The 17,315-nt window shown below is 64.9% G+C and carries 10 protein-coding genes; 2 read left to right on the top strand and 8 right to left on the bottom strand.

What is annotated here, in order from left to right:
- The first annotated feature begins 193 nt into the window (after positions 1 to 193).
- The gene (locus AWB82_RS01245; protein WP_086964992.1) at positions 194 to 1,582 is read left to right on the top strand and encodes an FAD-binding oxidoreductase; all 1,389 of its coding nucleotides are present in this window, start codon (positions 194 to 196) and stop codon (positions 1,580 to 1,582) included.
- Between the two features lie 51 nt (positions 1,583 to 1,633).
- On the opposite strand, the gene AWB82_RS01250 is transcribed toward AWB82_RS01245, so the two are convergent.
- The 3 genes from AWB82_RS01250 to AWB82_RS01260 all read right to left on the bottom strand — a co-directional run bounded on the left by AWB82_RS01250 (position 1,634) and on the right by AWB82_RS01260 (position 5,995).
- Positions 1,634 to 1,990 (bottom strand): host attachment protein, encoded by a 357-nt coding sequence (locus AWB82_RS01250; protein ID WP_086964994.1) that lies wholly within the window; start codon positions 1,988 to 1,990, stop codon positions 1,634 to 1,636.
- Positions 1,991 to 2,112: 122 nt separating this feature from the next.
- On the bottom strand, positions 2,113 to 3,609 hold the full coding sequence (locus AWB82_RS01255) for an acetyl-CoA hydrolase/transferase family protein (RefSeq protein ID WP_086964996.1): 1,497 nt from the start codon (positions 3,607 to 3,609) through the stop codon (positions 2,113 to 2,115).
- Between the two features lie 271 nt (positions 3,610 to 3,880).
- Positions 3,881 to 5,995, bottom strand: a complete 2,115-nt coding sequence (locus tag AWB82_RS01260; RefSeq protein WP_235023123.1) for an FUSC family protein — start codon at positions 5,993 to 5,995, stop codon at positions 3,881 to 3,883.
- A gap of 133 nt (positions 5,996 to 6,128) precedes the next feature.
- On the opposite strand from AWB82_RS01260, the gene AWB82_RS01265 reads away from it, so the two are divergent.
- A complete protein-coding gene (locus AWB82_RS01265; RefSeq protein WP_086965000.1) occupies positions 6,129 to 7,088 on the top strand; it encodes a LysR family transcriptional regulator in 960 nt (319 codons plus the stop codon).
- 1 nt (position 7,089) lies between these two features.
- Here AWB82_RS01265 and AWB82_RS01270 read toward each other — a convergent pair whose 3' ends face one another.
- The 5 genes from AWB82_RS01270 to bcsZ all read right to left on the bottom strand — a co-directional run bounded on the left by AWB82_RS01270 (position 7,090) and on the right by bcsZ (position 17,314).
- Positions 7,090 to 7,773: a Fe2+-dependent dioxygenase gene (locus AWB82_RS01270; protein WP_086965003.1), complete on the bottom strand. Its 684-nt coding sequence runs from the start codon at positions 7,771 to 7,773 to the stop codon at positions 7,090 to 7,092.
- Positions 7,774 to 7,831: 58 nt separating this feature from the next.
- The gene (locus AWB82_RS01275; protein WP_086965005.1) at positions 7,832 to 10,069 is read right to left on the bottom strand and encodes a TonB-dependent receptor; all 2,238 of its coding nucleotides are present in this window, start codon (positions 10,067 to 10,069) and stop codon (positions 7,832 to 7,834) included.
- Between the two features lie 464 nt (positions 10,070 to 10,533).
- Positions 10,534 to 11,487 carry a LysR family transcriptional regulator gene (locus AWB82_RS01280; RefSeq protein ID WP_086965007.1) on the bottom strand — a complete coding sequence of 318 codons (954 nt, stop codon included), beginning with the start codon at positions 11,485 to 11,487 and terminating at the stop codon, positions 10,534 to 10,536.
- An 80-nt stretch (positions 11,488 to 11,567) separates the two neighbouring features.
- Entirely contained in the window at positions 11,568 to 16,178 is a 4,611-nt protein-coding gene (locus AWB82_RS01285) for a cellulose biosynthesis protein BcsC (RefSeq protein WP_086965009.1), read from the bottom strand.
- Positions 16,172 to 17,314 carry a cellulose synthase complex periplasmic endoglucanase BcsZ gene (gene bcsZ / locus AWB82_RS01290; RefSeq protein WP_086965011.1) on the bottom strand — a complete coding sequence of 381 codons (1,143 nt, stop codon included), beginning with the start codon at positions 17,312 to 17,314 and terminating at the stop codon, positions 16,172 to 16,174. Before bcsZ ends, AWB82_RS01285 begins: the two co-directional genes overlap by 7 nt.
- Position 17,315 lies beyond the last annotated feature (1 nt).

Here is a 17,315-nt window from a genome sequence, read left to right on the forward strand (position 1 = left end):
GATTCCCGGCATTAAATCAACAGGCGGGCCGAAGCGTCCGCTTGTTGCAATTCACTCCCGTTCTCGTGATCTCTCCGATGTGCATCCGATCGACATGCCGCGCACGATCCGATGGCGGGTTCCTTGCGCTCTCGCGTACCAACTGGCAGGGTCGGAAACGTCGCAGCGCTTCATATAGCAGCGAGGTCTCACAATGAGCAACATTTCAGGCGAAGCGATCGACACCCTCAAGGCGTCGGTGAGAGGCAGGATCATCTCACCGTCGGATACGGACTACGACGAAGCACGCAAGGTCTGGAACGCGACCATCGACAGGCGCCCCGCGCTCATCGTGCGGTGTGCCGGCACCGCCGACGTGATCGCCGCGCTCTCGTTCGCGCGCGAGCATGGTGTGCTCGTTTCGATTCGCGGCGGGTCGCACAATATCGCGGGCAGCGCAGTGAGCGACGACGCACTGATGATCGATCTCTCCGCGATGAAATCCGTGCGTATCGATCCGCAGGCGAAGCGCGCCTATGTCGAGCCCGGCGCGCTGCTCTCCGACTTCGACCATGAAGCGCAGGCATTCGGTCTCGCGACACCGCTCGGCATCAACTCCACGACAGGCGTCGCCGGTCTCACGCTCGGCGGCGGCTTCGGCTGGATCAGCCGCAAGTTCGGCGTGACGGTCGACAATCTCGTCGCGGCGGAGATCGTCACGGCGGACGGCACATGGCGCCGCGTGAGCGCCGACAGCGAGCCCGATCTTTTCTGGGCGTTGCGCGGCGGCGGCGGCAACTTCGGCGTCGTGACCCTGTTCGAATATCAACTGCATGAAGTCGGCCCGCAGATATACGGCGGCCTCGTCGTCTTCCCGCTCGAACAGGCGGACGAAGTGCTGCCGAAGTATCGCGAGTTCGTCGCTCAATCTCCCGACGAGTTGACCGTGTGGGCCGTGCTGCGGCTTGCGCCGCCGCTGCCGTTCCTGCCCGAGGACGCGCATGGCAAACCGGTCGTCGTGCTGGCAAGCTGCTATGTCGGGCCGGTCGAGAACGGTGAAAGGGCGCTCGCGCCGGTGCGCAGCTTCGGCACGCCTTACGGCGAGCATCTCGGCGCGATGCCGTTCACCGCGTGGCAGAAAGCATTCGATCCGCTGCTCACCCCCGGCGAGCGCAACTACTGGAAGTCGCACAACTTCGCGAGTCTCAATGACGAGACATTCGGAATCCTGACGAATGCGGTGAAGTCGCTTCCATCGACGCAATGCGAGGTCTTCATCGGCGCGATGGGCGGGCAGACGAACCGCGTGCCTGCGGATGCAACCGCTTACGCGAATCGCGATTCGATCTACACGATCAACATTCACGGCCGCTGGAGCGAAGCCGCGGACGACGAGAAGTGTACGAAGTGGGCACGCGACATGTTCGCCGCGATGACGCCGCACGCAATCGGCAGCGTCTACGTGAACTTCATGACGGGAGAAGAAGGCGATCGCGTGAGGGCGGCGTATGGCCCGAATTACGAGCGCCTCGCCGAAGCGAAGCGGCGCTACGATCCGGATAACCTGTTCCGCAGCAATCAGAACATCACGCCCGCGGCGTGATACGCGGTGCGTCGTGTCTCGCGATGAAACACGACGCACTGCATGTACTCTTCAAGGCCGGTCCAGATGACGGCCGATATCGCGCGTGCCCAGATTCGACACGTCGCTGTCGGTTTCCTCGTAGACGAGTTTGAGTGTTTCGCCGCTCAGATGGTCACGCAAGAGGCCCAGAAATTTGGGCTCGACCGCGAGACGCAGGCGGTCGAATCGTTGATGCAAGCGGCTTTGTTCGAGATAGTCGGCGACGGTCAGCGCGAACTTCTCACGATCCTTCTCCGCCGTTTCAGTCGCGCGCGGTGCCGGATTCCTGAGGTCCTCGACCTGCCGCAAATCCAGCTTCAATCCTTGGGTTTCGAAGATCCGGGCGCGGCTGCCATCGGCGGCGAGAACCCAGGTGATGGCGGTCATGTTCTCCTCCTGTTCGCCAGCCCAAGCAGGCTGCCGCCATTGTGCGCCTAATCTTCATGTAACGGCTTCGTTCTCGCCCGGCATTCGTTTTCGCGGCGCAGCATCGCGCGCGCGAATGTGCATCAGGGCAGCATCGAACCGTTCGCCGCAAAGCGCGTGTGGAACGAAAACGCCTGATCGAGACGATGCGGTGTATGGCCGCCAAGCGCTGCTGCATCGCGGTAATAGTCGCGTAAAAGATCGCGATAAAGCGGATGCGCGCAGTGCTGGATCACGCTCATCGCGCGTTCGCGTGGCGCGAGGCCGGTGAGATTTGCGAGCCCGCGTTCCGTCACGACGATATCGACATCGTGTTCGTTGTGATCGCAGTGGGGCACCATCGGCACGATGCTCGAAATGCGGCCGTCCTTTGCGATCGATTTCGTCGCGAACACCGCATAGGCCGCGTTGCGCGCGAAATCGCCCGAACCGCCGATGCCGTTCATCATGTGCGTGCCGCCCACGTGCGTCGAATTCACGTTGCCGTAGATATCGGCTTCGAGCGCCGTGTTGATCGCGATGAGACCGAGCCGGCGAATGACCTCGGGATGATTGCTCACTTCCTGCGGCCGCAATACGAGCCGGTCGCGATAGCGTTCGATATCGGCGAACACTTTCGCGTGCCGCTCGGCCGACAGCGTGATCGACGCGCCCGATGCGAACGTCGCGCGGCCGGCGTCGAGCAGATCGAAGGTCGAGTCCTGCAGCACTTCGGAATAGATGGTCAGCGCTTCGAACGGCGACGCGGCGAATCCCGACAGCACCGCGTTCGCGATCGTGCCGATGCCCGCCTGCAACGGCGGCAACTGTTTCGGCAAACGCCCGCGCGAGACTTCGTGCTGAAAGAACTCGATCAGATGACCGGCGATCAAGGCCGTGTCCTCGTCCGCGGGCAACACGGTGGACGCGCTGTCCGGCGTATTGGTGATGACGATCGCGGCGATTTTTTCGAGCGGAATCTCGATGGCGGCGACGCCGATCCGGTCATGCGGGCGCACGATCGGAAGCGGCTCGCGCGCGGGCCGGCGTTCTGGAATCCAGATGTCGTGCAGCAGTTCGAGCGCGAGCGGCTGCGCCAGATTGATTTCGACGATCACGCGTTCTGCAAGTATCGCGAAGCTCGCGGAATTGCCGACCGATGTGGTTGGCACGATGCCGCCCGTTTCGGTGATCGCGGCCGCTTCGATGATCGCGAGATCGAGTTTGCCGAGGCGATTCGCGCGCAGCAGTTCGACCGTTTCCGACAAGTGCTGGTCGACGAACATCACGTCGCCACGATTGATCGCGCGGCGCAAGGTCGTGTCGACCTGAAACGGCAGACGTCGCGCGATCACGCCGGCTTCGGTCAGGATGCGGTCGGTGTCATGGCCGAGCGATGCGCCCGTCATGAGCGTGATGCGCAATGGCTCTTTTTCCTCCCGGGCGCGGCGCGCGATTTCGAGCGGCACGGCTTTCGCGTCACCGGCGCGCGTAAAGCCGCTGGTGCCTACGATCATGCCGTCGCGGACGAGTTGGGCCGCTTCGGCGGCCGAGGTGATTTTTCCGCGCAAGGCGGCACAGCGAATACGATCTTCGTACATCGACGTCTATCTTCAAGGGCTTCGTTTAATTGAAGGCGATTATAGGTAGCGCGGCCTGCTGTCGAAATCGCAGCGTTGAAAGAGATTGTTTCAATGCCGTGCGACATTGCGCATTGTCCAGTTCGACGCACGCAGGAACGTTGGCACCCGCCATGAAGATGCGACAAATGCGCGCGCGCTCGCGATGAATCGATTCCACTATAAGACGCGCGTCGCCGTGAATTAATCGCCTGACCGGGAAGGCATCCTTCCACGCGGCGGAAGAATGCCGTTAGCGATGCGCATCGAACGGCGCATCGGGATCGACGAGCGCGGTGCGCACGAAGTGCAGGCACGCGAGCACGCGTTGCATCTCGTGCCGCGTGCCGCGCTCGTGCCGCGCGAGTTCGAGCATGCTTTGCGCGATCACGATCGACGCGACGACCGAACCTATCGCGCGACGCAGCGTCTCGCTGTGCGGCGCGCGAAACAGCACGGCGATGTCGCGCAACACGCGCGCAAGCGACGTGCTCCATGCAATGCGCAAGGCATCGGGAAAGCACTGCGTATGCAGCGCGCGCGAATCGTGCCGCAGGTCGATCATCGCCTGTCCGACTTCGAGCGTGACGAGCATCCACGAGAGCGCATGTCGATGTTCACGCGAGCGTCGCGTGAGCAAGGCGCGCAATTGCGACATCAGGTCGTGCGTGCCCGAGTGAAAGCGCTCGCCGAGTCCCGCGAGTTTGCCTTCGCACGCGAGCGCGGCCTGGGCGCGCAATTGTTCGAGTGTCTTGCGGACGAGCCACGGGGTGCGCGGCGGCACGACGACCGCGCAGGCGATGGCCGCGCCGAGCATCGCGACGAGCACGGCTAAGCCATTGTTCAACAGCAGGCCCGGATCGTAGACGATCCGGTTGTCGGGCGCGGCGAGCAGGCAGAAGAACACGCAAAAGCCGATGCCGTATCCCGCGCTCGACGGACGCATCGCGAGAAACGCGCCCGCTGCGAGCGGTGGCGCGAGCATCGCGCACAAGAGCACGATGCCGTCGATAGCCGGATACACGTGACACACGTACACGTATCCCATGACGATCGCGAGCGCCGCGCCGGCGGCCATCTGCGCGATGAACTTCGACGGCCGCGCCGATGCGCACGACAACGCGCACGCGAGCGTCGCGCCGATCACGGCATAGCCGCCGCTCGGCCACGCGGTCGCGATCCAGAACCATGCCGTCGCCGCGATCACGATGCCCGTGCGCATGAAGGTCGCGACGACGACGAAGCGGTGTGTTCTCGCTTCGTATCGCGAGGACGCGCGATTGCCCGATGACGCGCCATCCGGGATCGATGCATAGCGAATCGTATCGGCGATGAAGCGATATAACAGTTCCGCCGATGTCGTGAAATCGAGTTGCGTCGCGTGATCGGCACGGGCGAGGCCGCGTTGCGCATCGCGCAAGCGCTTGGGCAGCGTCGCCTTGTAGCGCTCCAGATGCGGCATCGGCGATTCGCGTTCGAAGATATGCGCGAGCGCTTCGAAGAAGGGCATGAGCGCGTCGTGTGCGTAGCGCGTGTTGTCGTTCGCGCGCAGGCGCTTCATCGACTGATCGAGCGCATGCAGGCGCGCGCATGCGTCCATGAACGCGCTGTTCAGCCGCGCGAGTTTGCCATTGTGCTGACGCAGCGCGGACGACTCGTACATGGCGAAACCGCGGGTCGCTTCGAAGCCGACGATCTCATCGACGAAATCGGCGAAACGTCGTTCGCGCGCGATGCGCGAGAGACGGCCGCGCAAGACGTCGGCGGCGAATGCGTTGAAGCGCATGCGGCGCGCATCGAGCGACTGCGCGAGCGTCGCGCTGAAATGGCGCGGAAACACGAGCGCGCTCACGACGCTCGAACACACGATGCCGAGCATCACTTCCGCGCCGCGCGTGAGCGTCGCGATCAGCAGGCTGTTCGGGTCGGTAACGGCCGGAATGCCGATCAGCGCAGCCGTATAGCCCGCAAGCACGAAGCCGTACCAGCGGAACTGCCGGTAACGCACCGCGAGCGCGGTGCAGGCCGCGACCCATGTCGTGAGCGCGAGTGCGTAGAGTTCGGTTTGCTGCACGAACACGGCGCCGAGCACGAGCGCGGCCATCATGCCGAGCACGGTGCCCGCGAATCGATACACGCTCTTCGCGAGCACCATGCCGCAGAAGGGCTGCATCAATACGAACGTGGTCGTCATCGCGACGCGCGGCTGTGGCAACTCCAGGCGCATCGCGATACTCATCGCAATGAACGCCGCAAGCAATGTCTTCGCGAGATGCATCCAGACGTGGCCATCGGTGGCGAGCCAGTCGCGCATCGACAAGCGTGCTTCCAGGAACGACATGCTGTGAACCGATAGCCCTCTCGTCATGAAGGCGCCGATTGTAGGCAAGCGGACTTTCCGGATTAATGTGCAAATCAGGGAACATTCTTTCCTGATTCAACAACAATCGATCGCGCGCGAAGGCGGACAATACCGCTTCCGAAGTGATTGTGATGGTTTGATGGATACCCTACAGAACATGCGGGTCTTCACCCGCGTGATCGAAGCCGGCAGCTTCACGGCTGCCGCACAGTCGATGAACTCGACCACCGGCGCGATGTCGCGCGCCGTCTCCGAACTCGAAGCTCATTTGCGCACGCGCCTGATGAACCGCTCGACGCGGCGTCTCGCGCTCACGTCGGCGGGCGAGCGCTACCTCAAGCGCGTGCGGCAGATTCTCGCCGACATCGACGGCGCCGAAGAAGAAGCGAGCTGCGCGCATGAACATCCCACGGGCACGTTGCGCATGTTCAGCTTCGCGAGCGTCGGGCAGCACTACATCCTGCCGGCCATCGCCCGATATCGCGCGCTTTATCCCGATGTGAAAGTCGAACTCACGCTATCGCAGCGCATGCCCGATCTCTTCGAAGGCAGCAGCGACGTGGCCGTGGTTTCGGCGAGCGCCTTGTCGGATTCGGAAGTGATCTCGCACAAGCTGGGCGAGACCTTCAGCATTCTGTGCGCATCGCCGGAATACATACGCTCGCGCGGCGCGCCCGACTTGCCCGCCGATCTCGCGCAGCACGATTGCCTCACCTTGCAGACGCCCGCGTTTCCCGCGCGCGAATGGACGCTCGAAGGGCCCGTCGGCCGCGAGACTTTGCAGATCAGCTCAACGGTGCAGGTGAATATCGCGGAATCGCTCGCCGTCGCGATTCGCGAAGGCATGGGCATCGGCGTGTTGCCGCTCTATGCGGCTATCGAAGGCCTGCGCAACGGCTCGCTCGTGCGCGTGCTGCCGGAGCACACGTTACAGCGCACGAATCTCTATGCGCTTTATGCGTCGCGCAAGTTCGTCGATGCGAAGACGCGCACGTGGGTCGAGTTTCTGCGCGCGCACTTGCCCGACGTGATCGCGCGCGACGAAGCGTTGCTCGCGGATGTGGGACGAACGCCTCCGAAGGCCCTGCGCGCCGCGTGAATCACGTATCGCTCCACATACGCAGCAGGTTGTGATAGCAGCCGACGAGCGTGCGCTTGGCGGCTTCGTCGCCGTTGGTCGCGTTCAGGCGCTGAATGGAGTTGTCGAGATCGAAGAGCAGCGCGCGTTGCGCATCGTCGCGCACGAGGCTTTGCGCCCAGAAGAAGCTCGACACGCGCGCGCCGCGCGTGACGGGCCGCACCTGATGCAGGCTCGTCGCGGGATAGACGATCGCATGTCCGGCGGGCAGCTTCACTTCCTGCACGCCATAGGTATCTTCGATGACGAGCTCGCCGCCGTCGTACTCGTCGGGCGGCGTGAGAAAGAGCGTGACCGACACATCGGTGCGCACGCGCGCGCCATGACCGGGCACGATGCGGATCGCGCCATCGACATGACTGCCGAAATGCATGCCGCCTTCATAACGATTGAAGAGCGGCGGATAAACGCGATTGGGCAACACCGCGCTGATGAAAAGCGGGTGACGTTGGAGCACGCCGACGAGCGTATCGCCCAGTTCGAGCGCGATCGGCGAGCCTTCGGCGATCTGCATGTTGCGCTTGACCGGCGCGCCCTGATAGCCCGCGGTCGCGCGGCCATCGACCCAGGCGTCGCTCGCTTCGAGACGCGCGCGCATCGCGGCGGCGTCTTCGGGGGAGAGCACGTTCGGTATCGAGAGGATCATTGTTATTGCCTTCGCGAACGCGCGCCGTGTATTGCACGGCGCGCGCATTCGCATTACATCAACGGAAGCGGTAATTCAACGTCGCGATGAACGTGCGGCCGAGACCCGGCACCGCGCGTCCGCCGTCCGACGGAATCAGGGCGTCGTAGTACTTCTTGTCGAACATGTTCTGCACGTTGAACTGGATATCGTAGCGCTTCTGATGATACGCGGCCATCACGTCCCAGCGCACATAGCCGCCCACTTCGACCAGATTGTTATTCGCCGCATAGCGCGACGACACATACGAAGGTCCGCCGCCGATCTGCCACGTGGGCGTGAAGTCGTAGGTCGTCCACAGCGTGAACATGTTATGCGGCAGGTTGGCGGGCGTGTTGCCTTGCGTGCCGTCGAATGCCTTCAGAATCGTGCCGTCCATGTAGGTGTAGCCGCCGAACATCTGCCACTGCTTCGTGATGTGGCCCGCCACGCCCAGTTGGTAGCCGCGCACGCGGATGTTGCCATCGAGGGAATAGCTGCCATCCGAGGCCAGCGTCCGCGCATTGGTCTTCTCGATGTTGAACAGCGATTGCGTAACCGACAAGCCGCCGTTCAGCAGATCCCACTTCGAGCCGATTTCATAGGACTTGTTGTGCTCGGGCGGCAGATTTTGCTGGCCGTTGGTGAGCGTGAGCGCTTCGAGCGACGGGTCGAACGACGTGCCGTACGAGACGTAGTACGACTGCCAGTCCGCCGGCTGCCATACGACGCCGGTGCGCACGCTCGTGAAGTAGTTCGTCTGCGTCGCGTAACCCGGCGCGTTGATCGAGTTGTTGATCGCCGCCTCATAGCGGTCCCAGCGCACGCCGCCGATCCACTTCCAGTGCTCGCCGATCGAGATCGTGTCGTTCAGGTAGAGGCCGACGCCGTTCGCGCTCGATTCCGCGAGATTGGTCGCCACTTCGCGATAGTTCGACGGACGCGGCACGTAAGCCGGATCGACCAGCGGCACGATCGCGAGCGTGTTCGACGGCAAGCCCGGCGTCGTCGCGGTGAAGCTCTGGTTGCTATACGTTTCGTGGCTCAGATCGACGCCCGCGAGCATGTCGTGCTTCAGGAAGCCGGTGGCGAACTTGCCCTGAATGTCGGTCGTGTTGTAGACCGAGTGATCGTTGATGTTGCGGTCCTTGCCCTGCAGACGCACGAAGAGCGACGAGAGCGGCAGCGTCGTGTAATTGCCGTTCGAGAGCGCGGGCGACGAGCCGAGCGGTCCGGTCAGCACGGCCGCCGCGTTGGTCGCGCGCGCCTCGGTGCTGTAATGGCTGAACTGCGTCTGGTTGCGCAGCGTGAACATGTCGTCGAAGCGATGCTCCACGCGCGCGTTCACCGTCTGCACGTCCTGGATCGTGCGGTCGTCGGTGAAGCCGTAGAAGGTCTTCGTGTCGACGGGCGCGGGGTGGCCGTTCAGCGGCGGAATGCCGTAGTCGGGCTGATCGCGGTTGTGCTGGATCAGCGCCGACAACGTCACCTGCGTCGGCGTGCCGATGCCGAACTTCACTTCGGGCGCGATGCCGTAGTCCTTGTTGATCATCTCGTCGCGCGTCGAGCCGAGCGACTGGCCGAACGCGTTGATGCGAAACGCCGAGGTATCCGTCATCGGCTGATCGATGTCGACTGTCGTGCGATAACGGTCGTGCGTGCCGGCCTGCAGCGAGACATCGGCGCGCGGCTTGAGGGTCGGCTGCTTGCTGACCTGATTGATGACGCCGCCGGTCGAGCCGCGCCCGAAGTACAGCGACGACGGACCGTACAACACGTCGATCGATTCGAGATTGAACGTGTCGCGATAGTACTGGCCGCGATCGCGGAAGCCGTCGAGATAGATGTCCGTGCGCGCCGAGAAACCGCGCAGGTTGATGTTGTTGCCGATCTGACCGCCTTCGGCCGCGCCGAGCGTGACGCCGGGGACGTTGCGCAGCGCATCGGAGAATGAGCTTACCGCCTGCGATTGCAACACCGCCTTCGGCACCACGACGACGGCCTGCGGAATGTCTCGCAGCGCGGTCGGCACCTTCGCGCCGACGCTCGACATGTCCGGCTGGAAGTCGGGCGTGTCGGCCTGGCCCGTCACCTTGACCGCGGGCAGAGCGGCGGTTTCGGGTGAGGCGGCGGAAGGTGCATCCTGCGGTGCCGATTGTGCGGACTGCGGCGCGGACTGTGGCGCGGTTTTCGGTGCGGTTTGGGCGTAAAGCGGCGCGGCCATGGGCGCGACGGCAATAGTCACCAATGCCGCGGCAAGCGGCGTCTTTCTCAACATGTCGTTTCCCCGATACTTGTTAGTGAAATCCGGATCGGCAGCGAAGCGGGTTTTCGTCTGCCGAAGTTGATCGAATGATCAAAGCGGAGCGGGCGACGTCGTCGAGAAGAAATCCGGCGGCGGCGCCCTGAAAGCGCCCGTTGTGCGCGACGGGCTTCATTGAGGCAGCCGATCGTCGCTTTTAAGTGAAATGCGAATCAGTATCATTACACGTCTTAGAAACATTTGGAAATTTCCTAGTTCTCAGGCGGGTCTTTTTTCCGGATTTGTGACGTCGGCGCAACGTATGTTTTGTAAGCTGGGCGGTGCGTCTATCTTGACGAGATCGACGCCACGTCTGCAAGACAAGGCTCTGCGGCGCGTGATCGCGCGGCGGAAGCGCCGAGGAGGGAATCAAAACAGATTGCAGACTAAAGTGCCGGATCGGTCTTTTTACCGGCCAGTCTGCTGAAAAGAGCGAGCGTTCAAAACCCCGCGACGCCCGATGTGACGAGCGCATAAGGGCCGCGTGTCAATTGCTGTCTGAGAAACTCAATGCACACGCGGATCTTCGCTGAATGCGACGAACGCGCTGACGTCACCGCCCACACATCCGCGCGCTGCCGATACGCCGGCAAGACAGGCACGAGACCGCCGTTCTGCAGGCTGCCGGCGGCGTCCCAGATCGAGCACATCACGATGCCGAAGCCGTCCTCGGCCCATTGCCGCACGATGTCGCTGTGGTTCGAGGCGATCGGTCCGGTTACTTTCACGCTCTCCTCGCCGTTCGGCCCGGCGAGCCGCCAGACGCCGAAACGCTGATCGCGTCCGCGAAACAGCAGGCAATCGTGATGCGCAAGCTCGGCAAGCGTCTTTGGCGTGCCGCGCCGTTCGAGATACGCGGGAGCCGCGGCAAGCACACGAAAACTTTCGACGATCTTGTGCGCGATCAGATGCGGCTCCAGCACTTCGCCGACGCGAATGTCGATATCGAAGTTCTCGCCGACGAGATCGACGCGCCGGTCGAGCAGTTCGAGCCAGATCTCAAGCCCGGGATGGCGACGCCGCAGCAAGGTGAGCGTGGGCGAGACGTGCTCGCGTCCGAGCCGCAGACTCGTGCCGATACGCAGCAGGCCGCGCGGATCGTCGAGGCCAGCGAAGGCATCGGCCATGCCCTGCACGTCGTCGAGAATCTTTTGCGCCCATTGGAAGGCTGCTTCGCCGTCGCTCGTGATCGAGACGCGGCGCGTCGTGCGCGTGAAGAGCCTGACGCCGAGACTCGTCTCCAGCATCGCGATGCGCTTGCTGACGTGCGCCGGCGAGATGCCAGTTTCGGTGGCGGCGGCGATGAAGCTCGAACGCCGCGCGACGATGCAGAACAACTGCAAATCGCGCAGGAATTGGTCGTTGTTCGCGACGAGCGCGCTTTGCGTTTTCATTCGAACGATCTTGCTGGTGCGCCCCGCTTGGCGGCAGTGGCCTCAAGCCTAGCCGCAAGCGGCGCACGCGCGCAAGAGCGTCAGTTCGACAGCGACAGATACGGCGAGCTGAACGCTTGCGGCGGGAAGATCGGCTGCGTGCTGCCCTGACGTGTGAAGCTGTAGCGCACATACACGGCGGCCAGCCACTCGCGATACTGATACGCGTTGCCGAACGATGCCGTCGCGCCGAACGCGAGTTGCGGTGCGAGCTGGTATTCGCCCGTCGCGCTGAGCGAGTACGACACGCCGGTCTTGCTCTGGCCGGGATAGACCGCGCCCGCATCCGGCGTCGCGCCGGAGCCTGCGGCTCTCGCCTGATAGGTGGCGTTCGTCGGGAAATAGTCCGACGCGTCCTGCCGATAATGCTGCACGCCGATCGAGCCCTTCAGGTCGTAAGTGAAGAGACCCGTGCGGCCCATGTATTCGACCGGGAAGTTCAGGATCACGTACTGCTGCGGGCTGAAGTAGCCGCCTTGTCCGTAGGTGAAGTACGACAGATTCTTGTCGTAGTGCATCAGCGTGGTGTTCGCGCCGACGGTCAGCGTCTGGTCCGCATCCTTGAGAAGACGCGTGTAGATTCCGCCGCCGCCCTTCACGGCGTTGTTGGTCGCGACCTGGTTGCCGTCGAGGAACTGATACGCCGCGTTCACGTAGACGCCGCTCGTGCCGTCGTCCCAGCCGAGGTCGGCGCGCGCACCCGTCGATGTCACGCCGCCCCATTCGAGGTTCGCGCCCTGATCGCGCGCGCCGGCGTAGGAGAGCAGGCTGTCGGTCACGGCGCGGCGGGCGACGGCGAGCGAGTACGACACCTTGTCGGTGATCGCGTTCTGATACTGCAGACCGCCGACGACATTGGTCTCGCGAAAGCCGAGCGGCGTCGTGCCGACATCGCCCTTGAGGTTGCGGTTCTCGTAGCCGAGCGAGAGGCCGACGCCCGTCGCCGTCTGCGAGCCGTAGTTGTTGGTCGGCGGCGTGGCGGTCGCGCCGAGGCCGGAGCCGAAGCGCGCGAGCGTGTTCGCCTGGCTGCTCGCGGTGCCGGCATCGAGCGTGACGGGCGTCGCGCGCACGATCACGTGGCCATTGCCCGCCTTGATGCGGCCTTCGATGGGCGCTTCGATATCGGTCAGGTTCGACAGGCCGTCCTCGCCGTCGCGGCTGCGGAAGATGAGCCCGCCCGAAACCGTGCTCGCCTGCTCGCGATTGATCTGCGCGAGTTCTTCCGCGACGCCCGCCGTCTGCGAATTCGCGACGGGCGCGGGGACGCCGCCCGCGCTCATCGTCGCGGCCGCGGCGGCGCGTTGCGCGGGTTGCGCCTGCGACGGGTAGTAGGGCTGCGCGTACCCCGCCGGCGGCTGCGGAATGTACTGCTGCTGGGCGTATTGCGGCGGCGCGTACTGTTGCGGCTGCGGGTAATACGGTTGCGGCTGGCCGTAGGGCGCCTGGGCGTATTGCTGCTGCGGAGGCTGCGGCTGCTGCGGCGGCGCGCCGTAGGCGTAGGGATCGGCGGGACGCGTCGGCGTGCTCTTGCGCGTCGGCGTCTGCTTTTTCTTCGCGCTGGCGGGCGGCGGCGTGTACGCGTTCGATTGCGCATCGCGCGCGCCGGGCGACATCGGCCAGGGCGACGAATACGGGTCTTGCGCGGCGTAGGGCGCCTGCTGCGGATAACCCTGCTGCGGATAAGCCTGCTGCGGATAACCCTGCTGCGGATAACCCTGCTGCGGATAACCCTGCGGTTGTTGCTGATACTGCTGCTGCGGATAAGCCTGCTGCGGATAAGGCTGATACCCCGCATCCTGTCCCGGATACGGCTGCAACGGCGCGCCCGATTGCCCCGAGCCGTACATGTCGGGTCCGTAGCCGCCGCTCGAAACCGGGCGCGGCGCGGCATTGGGCATCGTCGCCGGAGCGGAGGAAGGCGCGACGTAAGGCGTCGTGTAGGGCGCGGGCTGGGGAGGCGGCAGATAGTTCGGCACGGGCTGCGAATAGCTTTGAGGAAGGGCCTGACGATAAGACGCGCCCGATGCGAGCGCCGGGTTCGACGCCGTATCGACGGCCGTCTTGCCTTCGAACGGATTGGTGCCGGGCAGCGGATTCGAACCGATGCGGCTCATCGCCGTTTCCCAGCCGGGCGGCACATTGCCGCGACCCTGAGCGGACGCCACCGGCGCGGGCGTGTTGGCCGCGACGAGCGAGCGTTGCAGGAACTGCGCGGCGAGATCGAGCTTGCCTTGTGCACGATACATCCGGCCGATCGCGGCGAGCACGCCGGGATCGTTCGGCGCGGCTTCATACGCCTGATTCGCGTAGCTTTCGGCCAGCCTGAAATCGCGCACGCCGCTCGCGGCCGACATCGCGGCCGTCTGCAGACCGATATCGTCGGGACGGCGCGACAGCGCGTTCTGATAACACCTGAGCGCGTTGCGGTCATCGCCCGCCGACGTGTACATGCGCCCGAGCGCCGCTTGCAGATCGGCGTTGTCGGGCATCGCGGCGAGCCACGGCGCGATCACGTCGTAGGCGGCGGCGAGATCGCCTTGTCTGCGCACGACATCCGCGCGCGCCACGACGATGCCCACGTTCAGATTGTTGAAGTCCGCGCGCTGCTGCGTGGTGAGCGGCATCGATTGCAGGCGGCGCATCACCGAGCCGAGTTCGGCTTCCTGCTGCGTCGCCGAGAGAATGCCCGCGTACTGCAGCAGCAGACCGGCGTCGTTCGGCGCACTGGCGATCGCGCCGCGCACGAGCGACAACGCCCGCGCGGGATCGCCCGCCTTCACATACGCCGATGCCACCGCGCCCATCAGTTCCGCGTTGCCCGCCGCGACGGGTTCCGCGCGGCGCAGGATCGTGAACGCCTGCTGGCGCTGACCCGCGGCGGCGGCGCGCGTCGCGAGTTCGGCTTGCTGCCGCACCCACAGACGATGCTGCAGCGCGGTCATCGCGGACGTGCGCTGCGCGGACGGAATGCGCTCGAGTTGCGCGAGACCCGCCGACCAGTCCTGCGTCTCGGCCGAGAGCAGCGCGCTCGCGTAGAGCGCGTCGGTCATGTCGGGATGCGTGGCGAGCAGGCCGTCCATCATGCTGCGCGCGTTGCCGACCGCGCCCTGACGCACGTAGATGCGCGCGAGGTCGAGCCGCAGCCACGGATCGTCGGGATTATTGAGCAGCGCATCTTCGAAGAGACTGCGCGCCGCGCCCAGATCGCCGCGCGCCTCGGCTGCGCGCGCCTGTGCCGCCTGCGCCTCGCCGCGCAGCTTGTTGATGCCGCCTGCCTTCGCCTGCTGTTCAGTGTTCAGCCGATTGGCGAATTCGAGCGCTTCGTCGCCGCGGCCTTGCGCGGCCAGCGCGCCGACGAGACCGCGAATCGCATCGGGATTGTCGGCCTGACGGCGCAACGCCATGCGATACGCGGCTTCCGCGCCGCGCGCGTCGCCGTTCGCGAGCAGCATCTCGCCGAGCAGCACCTGCGCGGTGACATCGGACGGATCGATGGCGATCGCGCGCTCGAACAGCGCCTTCGCCTGCGCAATCTGGCCGTTGCTGCGCGCGCCGATCGCATCGCTCGTATAGGTCCAGTAGGTCGCGCTCGTGAGCGCGTCCTTCCAGCGCGCCGGATTGCCGCCCCGCGACGCGCGTTCGAGATACGTGCGGGCTTCCGCGAAACGCTCCTGCTTCAATGCCGCGACGCCCATGCCGCCGAGCGCGTCGGCATCGTTCGGATTGCTCGCGAGCACCGACGAAAACCGCGCGCGCGCGGTCACGAGATCGCCGCGATCGAGCGCGGTGAAACCTTCCGCGACGGTGCGCCCGCGCGCATCGACGGCGGCGTCGGTTTGCGCGCGCTCGCGGGCCGACTTGTCCTGCTGCACCATCGAATCGAAGCGCGCTTTCACGGCGGCGTCGTCCGGCGAGACTTGCAGATACGCCTGATAAAGCGGCGCATCGGAGGCGCGCGCGCCGAGCCACAAAAGCGCCTGCCGCCAGCTCTTTTTCGCATCCGCGCCGACCGAACTGTCGCCCGAAAGCCGCGCGAGCCGGGCGATGCCGTCGCGCCGCGTCGTATCGCGATACGTCAGATGCTGCGCGTAGGCGAGTTGATAGCGCGGCTCGTCGGGATTGTCGCGCGCCAGTTGTTCGAGGCCGCGCCGCGCTTCGTCCCAGCCTTGCGGCGTGGCGGCGAGCGCCTGGTAATACTCAAGCTGAAGTCCGGGCGTCGCGGGCTTGCCTTCGATCGCGCGCTTGTATTCCTGCGCCGCCGACGCGCTTTGTCCGCTTTGCGCGAGACGTCGCGCGTCGTTCACGGTCTGATCGCGCGAACTGGTTTCGCCGAGACGCCGGCCCAGTTCGTCGATGTTCGGATAGTTCGGCGCAACCTGACGCAACTGCGCGAGATACTGCTGCGCGCCGCTGCCGTCCTTGCGATCGGCGAGCACCATGCCCATGCCGAAGAGCGCGTCGGGCTGCTTCGGATTGATGCGCAGCACTTTCTGCCACGCCTGCTCCGCGAGATCGCCGCGCTTGTGCGCCTGCCAGTACTTGCCCTGATCGATGAGCACGTTGAGCGGATCGGCGGCGGTCTGCGCGAACGCCATGACGGGCGCGGCGCAGAGCAGCGCCGCGAGCACGCGTTTTCTGGTCTGGATCAGCATGCGCTTCTCCAGTTCGGCACGAGACGGCCGTTTTCGTCGAAGCGATAACGCCCGTCGACGAATCCGCCGCCGAAGAGACCGAGCACGCGATCGTAGTAGACCGGCTCGCGTCCGGCGCCCGGCGGCGCGACCAGCGCTTCGAGATGCGTGCGCGCGAGACCCAGGCCGCGTTCGTCGTTCAGCGCCTTGAAGTACGGCGCGAGCGCGCCCCAGTAGGAAAGCGGACCTTCGCCGCTTGCCGCGCCGTTAAGCGTCGAGACTTTTTCCGGCGGGAAACCCGTCTGCGCGACGCTCTGGCGCATGCCGCCGAGCGCATCCAGCCACGCGCGCGCGAGCGGATCGCCGCTCGATGTCACGCCTGCCCACAGATAGACGCGGATCGCGTCGTAGCTGCCGACATCGCCGTTCTTCGGATCGACGACGAACTGGCCGTTCTGATACGCCGCCCAGTCCGGCGCATAGCCGCGTGGCGACGTCACGTTGATCATCTTCGCGGCGTTCTGCGCGAGCTTCGTCCACGGGCCGTCGGGCATTTCGTGCGCGAGCGCGCGCAGGAGCGGCAGCGGCAGATAGCTCGGGTTGAGCCGCGTCACGTCGCCGATGCGAAAGCCTTGCGGACCCGGCAGAAGCATCGCGCCGAGTCCGCGCAGATCGACGATTTCCTGCTTCACGATCTGCGTCGCGAGCGCGTAGGCGAGCTTCGTGTACGCCGGTTCCTTCCACAGCCGGCCGGCCTGGAAGAGGTCATACGCGATCCACAGATCGGAGTCCGACGCCGAGTTCGGGTCCAGCACGCCGAACGAGCCGTCCGGCTTTTTGCCCCATTGCCACGCCGGCAGCCGCAGGTTGCCCGAATCGAACTGATTGGCCGACAGATTCGTGCGCGTCCAGCCGAGCAGCCGGTCGAAGGTCGCGCGATCGTTCGCGACGAGCGCGAAGAACATCGCGTAGGACTGGCCTTCGGAGGTCGTCTGCTGCGCCTCGGTCGAGCGGTCGATCACGCGGCCATCGGCTTGCACGGCGCGCTCGACGAAGAGCCGATACGCGGGCCAGTCGCATTGCTGCGCCGCATCCGCGCTCGCGGCGGACGCGGCGATCATTGCACCGGCGAAAATCTTGGCGGTGGATACCCGCATA

It is taken from the genome of Caballeronia glebae (assembly GCF_001545035.1).
Classification (GTDB): domain Bacteria; phylum Pseudomonadota; class Gammaproteobacteria; order Burkholderiales; family Burkholderiaceae; genus Caballeronia; species Caballeronia glebae.

Excerpts from the sequence above, each read along its gene's own strand:
- AWB82_RS01245 (WP_086964992.1), top strand. The coding sequence starts at position 194 with ATGAGCAACATTTCAGGCGAAGCGATCGACACCCTCAAGGCGTCGGTG.
- AWB82_RS01250 (WP_086964994.1), bottom strand. The coding sequence starts at position 1,990 with ATGACCGCCATCACCTGGGTTCTCGCCGCCGATGGCAGCCGCGCCCGG.
- AWB82_RS01255 (WP_086964996.1), bottom strand. The coding sequence starts at position 3,609 with ATGTACGAAGATCGTATTCGCTGTGCCGCCTTGCGCGGAAAAATCACC.
- AWB82_RS01260 (WP_235023123.1), bottom strand. The coding sequence starts at position 5,995 with ATGACGAGAGGGCTATCGGTTCACAGCATGTCGTTCCTGGAAGCACGC.
- AWB82_RS01265 (WP_086965000.1), top strand. The coding sequence starts at position 6,129 with ATGGATACCCTACAGAACATGCGGGTCTTCACCCGCGTGATCGAAGCC.
- AWB82_RS01270 (WP_086965003.1), bottom strand. The coding sequence starts at position 7,773 with ATGATCCTCTCGATACCGAACGTGCTCTCCCCCGAAGACGCCGCCGCG.
- AWB82_RS01275 (WP_086965005.1), bottom strand. The coding sequence starts at position 10,069 with ATGTTGAGAAAGACGCCGCTTGCCGCGGCATTGGTGACTATTGCCGTC.
- AWB82_RS01280 (WP_086965007.1), bottom strand. The coding sequence starts at position 11,487 with ATGAAAACGCAAAGCGCGCTCGTCGCGAACAACGACCAATTCCTGCGC.
- AWB82_RS01285 (WP_086965009.1), bottom strand. The coding sequence starts at position 16,178 with ATGCTGATCCAGACCAGAAAACGCGTGCTCGCGGCGCTGCTCTGCGCC.
- bcsZ (WP_086965011.1), bottom strand. The coding sequence starts at position 17,314 with ATGCGGGTATCCACCGCCAAGATTTTCGCCGGTGCAATGATCGCCGCG.